The organism is Nocardia sp. NPDC060255 (genome assembly GCF_042727395.1).
Classification (GTDB): domain Bacteria; phylum Actinomycetota; class Actinomycetes; order Mycobacteriales; family Mycobacteriaceae; genus Nocardia.
In genome coordinates, this window is record NZ_JBHXAU010000006.1 from 208,648 (window position 1) to 221,397 (window position 12,750).

Here is a 12,750-nt window from a genome sequence, read left to right on the forward strand (position 1 = left end):
GTCGCTCAGCACAATGCGTAAAAACGTCCGACTTGCTGGGCCTACGCCGTCGACAGTTACCCGCGGCCCCTGGGGGGTGTCATGGTCCTCTATCGGATCGGTCGGGAGTACGGCCGTGCTTCGTCGCCTAAGAGCACGTTCGGCGACGACGCCGACCAGTTTCGAATCCGCTGCTACGGCCAATCCGTATCGCTCGAGCGCAAGCGCTTGCCGGTGCGTTCCGGCTGGACTGGCTGCGTCGCTAGGGGTTCAGCCGCCCAAGCGAGGCAGGTCGCCGAAGCTCGGCATGCTCGGCGCGCCTTGGCCTTGCGGTGCGGGTGCACCGCCGCCGCCCTGCCCTGGCACGCCGGGAAGCTTCAGCGGGGGCACGCCGGGGATCTGGGGGAGCTGGACGCCGCCGCCTGCGCCGCCGTTGGGGGTCTGGACGCCGCCCTGTGCGGTACCGCCCTGCGGGTCGACCTGGCCGTTGCCGCCTGCGCCGCCGTTGGGGGTCTGGACGCCGCCCTGTGCGGTGCCGCCCTGCGGGTTGGCCTGTACGCCGCCTTGCCCACCGCCGTTAGGAGTTTGGACGCCGCCACCTGCGCCGCCCGATGGGGGTTGGCTGACCGTTGCGAATCCGCCGGGCTGCGGGGTTTGCGCCCCCGCGATGCCGGTGAATATGAGTGACGCGGTCAGCCCGACGGCGGCCGCGGTTCCTAGCATGATTTTCATGTGGAGCCCCTTCTCGTATCGAAGTGGTTCATCCGTACATGCTGATCAAACGTTCAACACGATAGTGGCTCACATCACAATGAGCAAAACTGGTCGGTATGGAATGGGTGTGACGTGGGGGAATTGGTCTGTGTCGGCGAGGCGTTTCAGCACCATTTCCGGTGGACTGTCGAGGAAACGGGCGCAGGAGAGCCCGACTGGAGGATTTGGTCAACTCGACGCAGCTGAGGCGGAGTTGAAGCCGGAGCGCGTCGTCGCCGAGCGGAAGCACGGCGACGACGCCGAACAGTTCTGTTGTCGCCTCGACGCCTGACCCTTACCGCCTGAAGAAGCTGTCGGAGCGAGGGTCTTCGGTGGACACGTTGGGCGGGCAGATCGTCTGTTCAATCGCAGGACTGCACCGGGGTGAGTCTCAGCGAGTGGTGAAGCCGTTGCCCGGGGCAGGTGTGTTCGCGCCGGGCGTGCCTGCGCCGGTTCCTGGAGTGGTGCTGTTCCCCGTCCCGGGTGTGCCCGCGCCGGTGCTGGGGGTCTCGGTGCCGCCGGTGCCGGGAGTGCTTGCGCCGCCGGTGCCGGGAGTGCTTGCGCCGCCGGTGCCGGGGGTGTTCGTACCGCCGGTAGCGGGAGTGTTCGTGCCGCCGGTGCTCGGGGTGTCCGTGCCGGTGCTGGGTGTATCAGCGCCCGTGCCCGGAGCGGCTTCGCACTTCTTTTTCTTCGGCTCGGCCTTCTTGTTCTCTTCGTCGGTGGGCTGGCCGGTGGTCTTGCCGGATGCGCTGCCGGTGTCGAGGCCGGTCGGCAGGGCGGGCAGACCGTTTCCGGCGCCCTGCGGGGCAGGGTTGGCGCCTTCCTGCTGGGTGCCGGACTGGCCCTTCTTGGTGCCGTCTGTCCCGGTCTCGCCCTTCTTGCCGTCCGGGCACGGTTGGTTGTCGTCGGGCTGACTGACCACCGTGAATCCGCCGACCGATTGATCGGGCTGGAATGTATTCGCCCCGGCGGCACCGGTTAGCAATAGTGTCGCGGTCAGCCCTGCGGCGGCCGCGGCTCCGATCTTGCAAATCATATGTGTAGCCCCTTCTCGTTTCGAAGTGGTACATGCTGTGCAAACGTTCCACACGTTAGTGCCGCTACTTCGAAATGAGCAGGACGCCGGTAGTCCAGGCAAGTCACTCGCGATCACGTCCCGCAACCCACCGGGCCGGAATTCGAATTAATCGAGTCCGGCCATTTATCGGGCGCGACCTATTCCCGAATCGAAGGAATTTAAACCCGCGAATTGCGAACAATGGGCAGCGCACGGACCTGGCTGCGGCGCAGACGCTCAACCAGGCCCGTGCAATGCGCGGTTATGGGGCTACAGCGGCCTTGTGGGGGAGTAAGGAGTCCAGCGAGAGGTCGTCGCCCGCGTCGGGGACCTCCGTGCCGCGCAGCGACGTGCCCGCCGTCTCGCGCAGGAAGCACCAGGCGACCAAGCCGACGAGGCTCGCGCCGACCATGTAGGCGGCCGGGAACAGCGACCAGCCGGTCCATTCGATCGCGGCCTCGTTGACCAGCGGGGCGGTGCCGCCGAAGGCCGCAGTGGACACGTTGTAGGCCAGCGCGAAGCCCGCGTAGCGGACCTGCGTCGGGAAGATCGCGGGGAAGGTCGAGCTGATCGTCGACAGCTGCGGGACGTACAGCAGGCCGAGCACGATGAAGCCGGTGATGGCCCACCCGGTGCCCTGGCCCATCAGCCAATACATCGGGATGGCGAGCAGGCCGAGGCCGACCAGCGAGAACAGCCACATCGGGCGGCGGCCCACCCGGTCGGACAGCCGGCCGAAGAACGGCAGCACCAGCATCATCACCGTCTGGCCGATCAGCATCATGGTGGTGGCGGTCGATTCGCCCATGCCGATGGTTTTCTGCAGGTAGGTGGGTTGATAGGTGAGCAGCGTGTAGTTCACGACGTTCAGGGCGACGACCAGCCCGGCCATGGTGAGCAGCTCGCGCCGATAGGTGGTGACCAGCTCGCGCAGGCCGCGCAGCCCGCCGGGCGGATGGTTCGTGTCCTCCTCGGCGACCTCGCTGAACACCGGGCTCTCGTCGAGTTTCGAGCGCAGGTACCAGCCGACCAGGCCCAGCGGCACGGCGAGCAGGAACGGGATGCGCCAACCCCAGCTGTGCATCGCGTCGGAGCCGAACGCGAGCTGGCAGACGAGCACCGTCGCCGATCCACCGACAAAGCCTGCGAGCGTGCCGAATTCGAGGAAGCTGCCGAGGAAACCACGTCGCTTGTCGCTCGCGCATTCGGCCAGATAGGTTGCGGCGCCGCCATATTCACCGCCGGTCGAGAAGCCCTGCACGACGCGCAGGGAGATCAGCAGGATCGGCGCGAGCACGCCGACCTGGGCGTGGGTCGGCAGGATGCCGATGGCGCCGGTCGCCGCGGCCATCAGCAGAATGGTAGTGGCCAGCACGGCTTTTCGGCCGATCCGGTCGCCGAGCGGGCCCCACACCATGCCGCCGAGCGGGCGCAGCAGGAACGAGACCGCGAAGCCGAGCATGGTGCCGAGCGTGCCGAGATTCCCCGGGAAGAAGGCGTCGGTCAGGTAGGTGGCCGTCGCGGCATACACCCCGTAGTCGAACCATTCGGTGGCATTGCCCATCGCGGAAGCGGCGACCGATCGCCGTAGCGGAAAACTCTCCGGGTCCCCATCAGTCACGTGCGTGTCCTCTCCAGCCCGTCGAGCGGACCTCGTTTCGTCCTACCTCCGGGTCCTGACACCAGAGACCGGGCACGAATTAGACCGATACCCACGTTTCAATCGGCGCAAACAGTGACCCTCTGATGCGTACACATCGGACGAACGTCACGACCTGCGGTGAAGTGCGCGTATGTCAGAAGAGTAACGAATTGATAACGGACCCGCAACCGGGCAGCGTCACCCCGCCGAGGTTTGCCCGGTCGGCGGGTCCCGGCTTCGTCGGTCAGACCGTGCGCCGTCGCCACGCTGTCGCGCCGAGCGTGGCACCGAACAGTGCAACGCAGGTCCAGCCGAACCAGTTGCCGAATCGCGCGTACACGGTGTTGCCCGAGGCCAACGGTATTTCCGCGAGCACCGCCCTGGTCACCGTGACATCCGTTGTCGCGGAAGCTAGTACCCGCCCGCGCGAATCGCTGGCCACGAGTTCGCCGAGTTGCGGTGCTCGCGCGATACCCATCCCGGATTCGACGCCACGCAGCACCGCCATCCGGCTGTGCAGCCAGTAATCGTCGGTGAAGTCGAGCGCGGGCACCAGCAGCAACGTCGCGCCGCGGCGGTGATCGGCCAGGACGAGGTTCGGGTGGTCCAGGTCGTAGCAGATCGCCAAGGCCCAGGGCTTGCCGGGAACGCTCTGCCACTGGGTGCCCGGCTGGTGCTCGTCCTCCAGTCCGGGAATCAGGTAGTGCTTGGCGTAGCGCACCCCGGAGGGGTAGTCGATCGCGGCGTTGTAGCTGATGCCACCCGTGGTGAGGATCAGTCCGGCGACCACGTCGATGTTGCGGCGAGTAGCGACCTCGGTCAGCGGCCCCGACAGCACTGCGATGGTGGAATCATCGGCGCGCCAAGCCTTTTCCGGTAGCACCACTACCTGCGCACCCTGGTCGGCCAGTCGTTCGATCTCGACGACAACCCGCGCCACCATGTCGCGGCCGTCGGCCGAATCGATCGGAACATAGTCCGGCGGCTGCGCCACCGCCACCAACCCGACCCGCACCGCAGCCCCCTGCTGTGGCACGGCCAATCGCCAGAAGCCGAAGGCGCCGAGCGTGATCAGCACCGTCGCCGTTGCGCCGACCACTCGAAGGCGTTGTGCCCGACTAACTTCCGGCGCTACCAGCACTGCGATCGCCGACGGCACCAGCAGGATCAGGAAGGTGACACCCCACGCCCCGGTGAGCGAGGTCGTCTGGATCACCGGCAGCACATCGGCCTGGGTGTAGGCGATGCTCCACCATGCGCCGAACGGACCCGCCACCGCGAGCAGGAATTCCACGCTCACCCAACCGGCGGGCAGCGTGAGCACTGCGAGACCGGGTCGCCCGCGCCGCAGCAGCGCACGGGTCACGGCGACGATCCCGCCGAACAGCAAGGCGGTTCCGCCCAGCAGCAGCACCGTCACCGGGACCGGCTGTTCGAGGGTTTCGGTGAAGTAGGACCACATGTGGAGCTCGCCACCCAGCCAGGACAGGACTCCGGCGAGAAATGCCGTCGCCGCCGACACCCGCGGAATCAGCAGCAACACCGGTAGCGGAGCCAGGAAGGCCAGCCCGGGTAGCGGCCGCAGGCCGGTGCCGAAATGCCACAGCAGCGCGGAGATCAGGATCGCCGGCACGGCGAGCAGAAAGCGTTTCACCCCTTCGATATTCGCTGCGCGACCGGTCGGGCACATCGCCGAGACGACCGAATTCGATCTCCCTCGCGCGGCGGGTCACCTAGGTTGCGCGGCCCCCGGCTGCACCAGACCCGCCTCATACGCGAACACCACCGCCTGCACCCGGTCGCGCAGGCCGAGCTTCGCCAGCACCGAGCTGACATGGGTCTTCACCGTGTGCTCGCTGACCATCATCGCCGCGGCGACCTCGGCATTCGACAGCCCACGTGCCAACTGGCGCAACGTATCTCGCTCTCGCTCGGTCAGCTCGTCGAGGCGCCGCGCGAGCTCGGGTCGCGGGTGCCCGCGCTCGGTGAGCTCGGCGATCAGGCGCCGGGTCACCGTCGGCGCGAGCAGGGCCTCGCCCTTGGCGACGATGCGGACCGCCTCGACCAGTTCCTCGCGGCGAACGTCTTTGAGCAGGAATCCGCTCGCACCCGCACGCAGGGCATCGAATACGTATTCGTCGAGGTCGAACATGGTGAGCACCAACACTTTCGCTGAGGTCTCGGCACAGATGCGGTGGGTAGCGGCCACGCCGTCGAGGCGCGGCATGCGGACGTCCATGACCACCACATCGGGTGCCAGGGTGCCGGCCTTCTCGATCGCCTCCAGTCCGTCGGCGGCCTCGCCGACCACGGTGATATCCGGTTGAGCGTCGAGGATCAGGCTGAAGGCGGCGCGGAACAGGTCCTGGTCGTCGACCACCAGTACGCGCACGGTCAACTCCTTTGTCCGAGCGGCAGTTCGGCGGCGACGTCGAAACCGTGGTCCGAGGGGCCGTGTCGCAGCGTTCCCCCGGTGCCGGTGACCCGTTCGCGCATCCCGAGCAGTCCGTAGCCACCGGGTTTCGGGTGCACCGGCCCCGCGCCGTCATCGGAAACTTGTACCGTCAGTAGCTGATCCGACCAGCGCAGCGAGACCCGCACGCCGGTGGCCCGCGCATGCTTCATGGTGTTCGTCAACGCCTCCTGCACCACGCGATACGCGGTGACGCCGACATCGTCGGACACCGCGCGGCGTGGTCCGTTCTCGTCCAGCGACGCGGCGAGCCCGCCGCGCCGCGACAGTTCGACCAGGTCGGCGATCGTCTCGATGCCGGGTTGATGGCGCGGGTCGGCGGATTCGCCGCGCAGCGTATCGAGGCTGCGCCGAAGTTGGTGCACCGCAACCCGGCCCGTCTCCGCGATGCTCGCGAAGGTGGCGTCCGCCCGCGCCGGGTCGGTGCCGGTGAACAGCGGGCCGGTCTCGGCCTGGACGATCATCGCGCCCACCGAGTGCGTGACGATGTCGTGCATGTCCCTGGCGATCCGCAGGCGTTCCCGGTCCAAGGCGGCCTGGCGTTCCTCGTCGAGTCGGCGGGCGCGTTCCTCGAGCATCTCGATCTGCGCCCGTCTGGCCCGGACGCCGGTGCCGAGCGTCCACGCGGTGAGGAAGGACATGGCCGCGTAGGCGTAGGAATCCGGGCTCTCGTTGGGGATGATCAGGGAGAGCAGAATGCCGATCGTGCCTGTCACGAAGGCCGTGCGCCGCCGCACCGGCGGGCTGTACGCGGCGATCGTGTACGAACAGACGACGGTGCCGTAGGGCAGATCGGGCATGGCGTGCAGGCAGGCGAGCACGGTGATCGCCGGACCGACCACCAAGAATGTGGTGATCGGCGCGCGCCGCCGCCACAGCACCGGCACGGACGCGACCGCCGACAGCACGATCACCCACCACGACTGGCCCGCGAACACGGCAGGCCCGACGGTGGCGACGGTGACCACCACGGTCAACACGAGATCGACCGCACCGGGCGGGAATCGCTCGAACCGTTCGGTCACCCGCCGGGTCGCGTCGTCCACCGCACTCGCGGCCCGGGTAACCGCATCGATAGACCTCACAAACATCAGTCTGGACTGTTCGCAGGCGCTATGGCCTCACTCTCCGGGGTGATCTCCTCTCACCCCTGCGGATGAGAGGGTGGTCGCCGTGATCAGCTACTCGCGGGCCAGGTTTCCTCGATGATCAGCCGGTCGGTGCGCACCGCCGCCGCGTGGTGCTCGGCGACCAGGTCGGGCGGGTAGGTCGGCCAGAGGGTGATGGCGCCGCTGGCCTTGTCGATGGTGCTCACCGTGCCGCCGATGGGCAGCGGGCTTGGCGGAGTGCGGGTTTCGGTCGGCGGTGGCGGGGTGAAGATGGCGACGACCACGAAGCAGCTGTCGAATTCGGTGATCCGATTGGTGATCCCGCGTCCAGCGTCGTCGTCGAAGGCCAGGTAGCGCTCGGTGAGGCGTTCCGCTTCGGCGAGCGTCACCGGAGTGGTGCACTCGGTCGGGTAAGCATGGATGTCCATGGTGTCGACGGCGGCCACCGGTGGTGGCGCCAACTCCTTTCCGCAATCCTGGTGCCCCACTGTGCCGTACGCGCGCGGCGGTTGCTCGCGTTGTCCGGGATTTGCTGTCGGACGGTGGAGTTTGCCGGTCAGTCGAAGCGCACGGTGGCGAGCATACGGCGGGCCAGCACTTCGGGGTCGGTGTCGGCGGCCAGGCTCGAATTATCCAGCGCCCCTTCGCGCCACAGCGCCGCGAAACCGTGCACCAGCGACCAGGCGGCCAACTGGGTGGCCTGCTGCTGCTCGGCGTCGGCCGGGTGGATGACGGACACGCCGGAGCGCAGCGCGCTCGCGGCACCGAGGCGGGCCGCGTCCAGGCGCGGATCGCCGGCGCGCAGCAGGCTGTGCCGGAACATCACGTCGAAATGCCCGGGGTGCTCGCGCGCGAAACGAATGTAGGCGACGGCGACCTCGCGGAAGTCGGTACCGGCCTGCGCAAGTTCCGCGGTGAGCAGCTCGAAGCCCTCGATGGCCAGCGCGGTCAGCACGCCCGCGCGGTCGCCGAAATGGTGTGCGGGCGCCGCGTGCGAGACGCCTGCCCGGCGGGCCAGCTCGCGCAGCGAGACCGCGTCGACGCCGTCGCTCGCGATCTGATCGGCCGCCGCGGCCAGGATGGTGGCCCGCAGATCCCCGTGGTGATAACCGCTTTTCGCCATGCCTCGATGGTGCCCGAGAATCTAGGCATTGACAAGTTTGCGCGCTCGATCTAATCTTTCCACTGTCAAGATTGATCGCAAGAACACGTAGGAGACCCTGATGGCACCGCTGGTTGTACTCGCCGTCGTCACCGCACTGGCCCGGCTCATCGGCTGGCTGGCCGGACCCGAGTGGCTCGATTCCTGGCCGCACGCCGTCGCACTCGGCCTCACCGCCATGTTCGTGCTGACCGCCAGCGCGCACTTCCTGTCGCCGCGCCGCGAGGCACTGGTGGCGATGGTGCCGCCGAAACTGCCGAACCCGGCCGCGCTGGTCGCCCTTACCGGCGTCTTCGAACTGGCGGGCGCGGTCGGCCTACTCATCCCGGCCACTTCGAAACTCGCCGCCGCCGCACTGATCGTGCTGCTGATCTGCTTGTTCCCGGCCAACATTCGCGCAGCGAAGGCAGGACTCGGCATCAAGACCATGCCGCTCCCGCTGCGCACCCTGGTCCAGGTCGTCTTCATCGCGGCGTTGGGTATGGTCCTCTTCGGCTGAGTACGAGAAAGCCCGCCCCGGCAACGAGAACCGTTGCCGGGGCGGGCTTTTGTGGTGTGGTCGGCCGACGAGGACGCCGCTACCGGGTCTACAGCACGGCTTGGGTCTGGGTCACCTTCCCGACGAGCTTGCCTGCGTCGTCCCGGATTTCGGTCTCCACCACGATGAACGTGCGCCCCGCGTGCAGCGGCGTCGACGAGGCGGTGGCGTAGCCGGAGCGGACCGCCCTGACGAAGTTGGTCTTCGATTCGACGGTGGTGGTGCCCGCCTTGCCTTCCGGCAGATTCAGGTAGGCGCACACCGCGCCGGTGGCGTCGGCCAGTGACATCAGCACGCCGCCGTGCAGCATGCCGCCCAGTGTGCACAGCGATTCGTGCCAGGCGATGCGGCTGCGCACCAGCTCGGGCCCGTGCTCGAGCACCTCGATGCCCAGCCGCTCGGTGAACGGCATGGTCTGGTGGAACAGCTTGGTGCCCGTCTCATCGATCATGTTCGCGATCCTGCCCGATCCGGCGGCGCTGGTCGATTACCGGCGAGGTAATGGCTACTGGGCTGGCCAGGTCCGGCGCTGCGCGGCGTGGGTTACCACCGCGACGATCACCAGCGCCGCGATGAGCCCGCCGAGCAGCATCACGGTGGCGGGCGAGCCGCGGTCCACCACCAGCCCGCCGGTCAGCGCGCCGAGCGCGAACGTCGCCTGGAACGAAGCGGTGAACAGCACCGAGGCCGCCTCCGGCGCGTTCGGCGCGGCCTTGGCGAACCAGGCCTGGGTGGACACCGGCACCGCGCCGTAGCCGATGCCCCAAATGATCAGCAGCACAAGCGCACCCGCCTCCCACCGGCCGAAGACGGGAAGTCCCAGAGTGGCGACCGCCATCAGCGCGGCGGCGCAGCCGAGGGTGGTACGCGGTCGCCGCGTGATCGCCGCACCGCCGAGGAAATTGCCGAGAATGCCTGCGACACCATAGATCAGGAGTAACAGCGTGATCATGCCCGGCCGGACCTGGGTGACCTGTTCGAGGAACGGGGTCACATAGGTGTAGGCGCCGAACTGCGCCAGTACGACGAGAAACGTTGCCAGCAAGGCGAATCGGATATTGCTGCCGCGAAGCAGTCCGCACAGCACGGACACCCGGGTGACGGTCCGAGCCGGCAGTGGCGGCAGAAACGTCATCAACATGCCGAGGACGGCGGCCGAGAGCACCCCGACCACCACGAATGCCGTTCGCCAGCCGGCGATCTCGCCGAGCAGCGTGCCCGCCGGTACGCCGAGCACGGAGCCGAGCGGGACCGAGGAGAAGATCACTGCGTTGGCCCGGCTCGCGGAGGCCGCGGGCACCAGGCGTTCGGCCAACCCGGCCGCGATGGACCAGAATCCGCCGATGGTGATGCCGATCAGCACCCTGGACGCCAGCACGACCCAGTACTCGGGCGCGACCGCCATCAGCGCGTTGGCAAGAACCAGCAGAAACATGAACAGGCACAGCATGATTCGCCGATCGATCCGTCCCGTCGCCACGGTCGCCACCGGCGCGGCGACGGCGGCGATCAGTCCGGGCATGGTCATCATCAGCCCGGCCATGCCGTCGGAGATGGTGAAGTCGGCGCCGATCGAGGTGAGCAGGCCGATCGGCAGGATCTCGGTGGTGACGATCGAGAAGATCGCGATCATCACCGAGACGACGGCGAGCCAGCCGGTCAGTGTGCTGCGGGCGGGTGCCGGGGCGGGAGTGGTGAGAAGTGTGGACACCTCGCCAAGTCCACCAGCGGCGCGGTCGCGGCTCTGGCGGGTTTACGCCACCGCCATATGGCGGCGAAAACCCGCTCAGCCGCGCCCGGCGCGCATCGGGGCGAGGAACTCGGCGTTCGTCTCGGACTTGCGCAGGCCTTCCAGCAGCAGGTCGAGGGCCTGCTGGTTGTCCAGCGTGGCAAGGGTTTTGCGGAGGATCTGGGTCGCGGCCAGTTCGTCGGGTGCCAGCATGAGTTCGTCCTTGCGGGTGCTGGACTGGTTGATGTCGACGGCGGGGAAGACGCGGCGGTTCGCGGCGGCGCGGTCCAGTTTGAGTTCGGCGTTGCCGGTGCCCTTGTACTCCTCGAAGATCACCGTGTCGGCCAGCGAGCCGGTCTCCACCAGCGCGGTGGCGATGATGGTGAGCGAGCCGCCGTTCTCGATATTGCGGGCCGCGCCGAGGAAGCGCTTGGGCGGGGCCAGGGCGGAGGCCTCCACGCCACCCGACAGCACCCGGCCGGAGCCCGGGCTGGCCAGGTTGTAGGCGCGGGCCAGGCGAGTCAGTGAATCGAGCAGGACCACGACGTCGCGGCCCATTTCGACGAGTCGTTTGGCGTGTTCGATGGCCAGTTCGGCGACCGCGATGTGTTCGCGGGCGGGCTGGTCGAAGGTGGCCGCCGCGACGTCGGCGGGCACGGCCCTGGTGAGGTCGGTGACCTCTTCCGGCCGCTCGCCGACCAGTACCAGCATGAGCTCGCATTCCGGGTGGTTCTTCGCGATGCCGTGCGAGATAGACTGCAGCACAGAGGTTTTGCCCGCTTTCGGCGGCGCGACGATCAGTGCGCGCTGGCCCTTGCCGATCGGCATGACCAGGTCGGTGACCCGGGTGGTCATGGCGTGCTGTTCGGTCTCCAGACGCAGGCGCTCGTTGGGGTAGATCGGCACCAGGTCGGCGAAGGCGGGCCGGTGCCGGATCTTGTCCGGCTGCTGCCCGTTGACGGTGCCGACGGTGTGCAGCGGCGCGGGTTTGCCGTTGGCGGCTGCGGATTGTGTTGTGCCGGTGAGGAAGTCGCCGCGCCGCAGGCGGTGTTCGCGGATCAGGCGTTGCGGCACGGTGATGTCGTCTGGTCCGGGCAGGTAGCCGTCCAAGCGCAAGGTGCCGCGGTTGTCGTGCAGGTCGAGGATGCCGGTGACGGTGCGGGTCGAATGCTGTTCGGCCGCTGGGTCGTCGGTGGTTGTTTCGTTGATTGTGTTGGTGTTCATGGGATTTCCTTCTGGGGAGTGAGTTTTGGGTACGGCGAACAGCCGTGAATGCGACGGCGTAGGGCACGTCGCGGGGCAGGATCCTGAGTGATATTCCGGAACGGCTCTGTTGACCGGGTCGGAAGGGGATCTCGGAATTCTTGTGGGAGAACTACCTACATCCACAAGTAGAAGACGTGGCCGAGAGTACAGGTTCGATCTTCGGCGCGCAATGGTCTCGTTGGGGTCAACGACCTTCGAGACAGAAGTATTCCCAAGGGGCGAGCATGGGGCCCTGGCGCTGAGCGGCAGGGGTCAGACAACGACGACAAGGCCCGGCAGGCGACGAAGAGTCACCTGCCGGGCCTCGGCGATATTCGGTGTTATTTACCCATACACCGAGCTGAAGAACTGGACCGCGCTGGCGATACCGACCGGAACGCCGAGCAGGATCATGCCCGCCGCCGCGCCGAGCGCGATGCCGACGCCGGCACCCGCGATGCACAGGCCGATCGGGCCGGCGAAGAACGTCGGCACGACCAGTGGTGCACCGATGATTGCACCCGCGACACAGCCGAGCGCGCCGCCGACGATGGTGCCGACCAGCGTGCCGATGGCGGTGGCCAGGCCGAACTGGGTGGCCGCCGTGCTCAGCGCGGTGTTGAAGTCGACGCCCGCGACATCCTTCGCGTCCACCGGCTTCAGCATCGCGGCGGGGTGCGCGTCCGCCACGTTGGTGCTCGGCGTCAAAGTGGCGGTGTTGCCGTCGATCTGGGCCGCAATGGGCCATTCCATGCCGTCTTTGAGATAGGTCAGCGGCATGCCAGCAACCAGATGTCCCTGGTTATCCAGAACCTGGAATTGTGTGCCCTGTGTCGTCAACGACCCGGCCTCGGTCTTCAGTACGACCGAGTTATCCACCACATTCGCGGTGTAGTGGATACCGGGCAGAATGTCGGTCTGCACGGTCGACCCCGGAACGGGAGCCGGTGCGGCAGGCTCTGCGTAGGCGGTGCCGCTAGTGATCCCAACAGCCGCGATGACCAGTGTGGACGCGGCAGCGAACTTCTTGACCCTCATACTTTTCCAAACACTTTCCTCAGCA

Annotated in this window: 13 protein-coding genes; 1 reads left to right on the forward strand and 12 read right to left on the reverse strand. The window is 67.6% G+C overall.

The genetic code is table 11. The annotated features are described in order from the left end of the window. Positions 1-249: 249 nt before the first annotated feature. The 8 genes from ACFWF1_RS14675 to ACFWF1_RS14710 form a co-directional block, all read right to left on the reverse strand. Positions 250-711 carry a hypothetical protein gene (locus tag ACFWF1_RS14675; RefSeq protein WP_379288089.1) on the reverse strand — a complete coding sequence of 154 codons (462 nt, stop codon included), beginning with the start codon at positions 709-711 and terminating at the stop codon, positions 250-252. Between the two features lie 412 nt (positions 712-1,123). Continuing rightward, positions 1,124-1,768 carry a hypothetical protein gene (locus ACFWF1_RS14680; protein WP_379288088.1) on the reverse strand — a complete coding sequence of 215 codons (645 nt, stop codon included), beginning with the start codon at positions 1,766-1,768 and terminating at the stop codon, positions 1,124-1,126. A 283-nt stretch (positions 1,769-2,051) separates the two neighbouring features. Next, positions 2,052-3,353 (reverse strand): MFS transporter, encoded by a 1,302-nt coding sequence (locus ACFWF1_RS14685; RefSeq protein WP_379288213.1) that lies wholly within the window; start codon positions 3,351-3,353, stop codon positions 2,052-2,054. A gap of 322 nt (positions 3,354-3,675) precedes the next feature. After that, complete coding sequence (locus ACFWF1_RS14690; RefSeq protein WP_379288086.1) at positions 3,676-5,085, reverse strand: nitrilase-related carbon-nitrogen hydrolase; 1,410 nt, start codon at positions 5,083-5,085, stop codon at positions 3,676-3,678. A gap of 75 nt (positions 5,086-5,160) precedes the next feature. Further along, a complete protein-coding gene (locus ACFWF1_RS14695; RefSeq protein ID WP_379288084.1) occupies positions 5,161-5,829 on the reverse strand; it encodes a response regulator in 669 nt (222 codons plus the stop codon). Further along, positions 5,826-6,989, reverse strand: coding sequence for a sensor histidine kinase (locus tag ACFWF1_RS14700; RefSeq protein WP_379288082.1), 1,164 nt, complete (start codon positions 6,987-6,989; stop codon positions 5,826-5,828). The genes ACFWF1_RS14695 and ACFWF1_RS14700 overlap by 4 nt, the downstream gene beginning before the upstream one ends. Positions 6,990-7,081: 92 nt before the next feature. Next, positions 7,082-7,474, reverse strand: a complete 393-nt coding sequence (locus ACFWF1_RS14705; RefSeq protein ID WP_379288080.1) for a hypothetical protein — start codon at positions 7,472-7,474, stop codon at positions 7,082-7,084. 95 nt (positions 7,475-7,569) lie between these two features. Continuing rightward, positions 7,570-8,136 (reverse strand): TetR/AcrR family transcriptional regulator, encoded by a 567-nt coding sequence (locus ACFWF1_RS14710; RefSeq protein ID WP_379288078.1) that lies wholly within the window; start codon positions 8,134-8,136, stop codon positions 7,570-7,572. Positions 8,137-8,236: 100 nt separating this feature from the next. Between ACFWF1_RS14710 and ACFWF1_RS14715 the strand changes: the two genes are divergently transcribed. Then, on the forward strand, positions 8,237-8,674 hold the full coding sequence (locus ACFWF1_RS14715; protein ID WP_379288076.1) for a hypothetical protein: 438 nt from the start codon (positions 8,237-8,239) through the stop codon (positions 8,672-8,674). A gap of 88 nt (positions 8,675-8,762) precedes the next feature. Here the strand turns inward: ACFWF1_RS14715 and ACFWF1_RS14720 are convergent, their stop codons facing one another. The 4 genes from ACFWF1_RS14720 to ACFWF1_RS14735 form a co-directional block, all read right to left on the reverse strand. After that, on the reverse strand, positions 8,763-9,164 hold the full coding sequence (locus tag ACFWF1_RS14720; RefSeq protein WP_379288075.1) for a PaaI family thioesterase: 402 nt from the start codon (positions 9,162-9,164) through the stop codon (positions 8,763-8,765). Positions 9,165-9,218: 54 nt separating this feature from the next. Then, positions 9,219-10,424, reverse strand: a complete 1,206-nt coding sequence (locus tag ACFWF1_RS14725) for an MFS transporter (protein ID WP_379288073.1) — start codon at positions 10,422-10,424, stop codon at positions 9,219-9,221. A gap of 75 nt (positions 10,425-10,499) precedes the next feature. Then, a complete protein-coding gene (locus ACFWF1_RS14730; RefSeq protein ID WP_379288071.1) occupies positions 10,500-11,666 on the reverse strand; it encodes a transcription termination factor Rho, short form in 1,167 nt (388 codons plus the stop codon). 366 nt (positions 11,667-12,032) lie between these two features. After that, positions 12,033-12,725 (reverse strand): hypothetical protein, encoded by a 693-nt coding sequence (locus ACFWF1_RS14735; protein ID WP_379288070.1) that lies wholly within the window; start codon positions 12,723-12,725, stop codon positions 12,033-12,035. Positions 12,726-12,750 lie beyond the last annotated feature (25 nt).

Bases quoted from the DNA above. Each gene is read 5' to 3' on its own strand.
- ACFWF1_RS14675 (WP_379288089.1), bottom strand. From the start codon at position 711: ATGAAAATCATGCTAGGAACCGCGGCCGCCGTCGGGCTGACCGCGTCA.
- ACFWF1_RS14680 (WP_379288088.1), bottom strand. From the start codon at position 1,768: ATGATTTGCAAGATCGGAGCCGCGGCCGCCGCAGGGCTGACCGCGACA.
- ACFWF1_RS14685 (WP_379288213.1), bottom strand. From the start codon at position 3,353: ATGGGCAATGCCACCGAATGGTTCGACTACGGGGTGTATGCCGCGACG.
- ACFWF1_RS14710 (WP_379288078.1), bottom strand. From the start codon at position 8,136: ATGGCGAAAAGCGGTTATCACCACGGGGATCTGCGGGCCACCATCCTG.
- ACFWF1_RS14715 (WP_379288076.1), top strand. From the start codon at position 8,237: ATGGCACCGCTGGTTGTACTCGCCGTCGTCACCGCACTGGCCCGGCTC.
- ACFWF1_RS14720 (WP_379288075.1), bottom strand. From the start codon at position 9,164: ATGATCGATGAGACGGGCACCAAGCTGTTCCACCAGACCATGCCGTTC.
- ACFWF1_RS14730 (WP_379288071.1), bottom strand. From the start codon at position 11,666: ATGAACACCAACACAATCAACGAAACAACCACCGACGACCCAGCGGCC.
- ACFWF1_RS14735 (WP_379288070.1), bottom strand. From the start codon at position 12,725: ATGAGGGTCAAGAAGTTCGCTGCCGCGTCCACACTGGTCATCGCGGCT.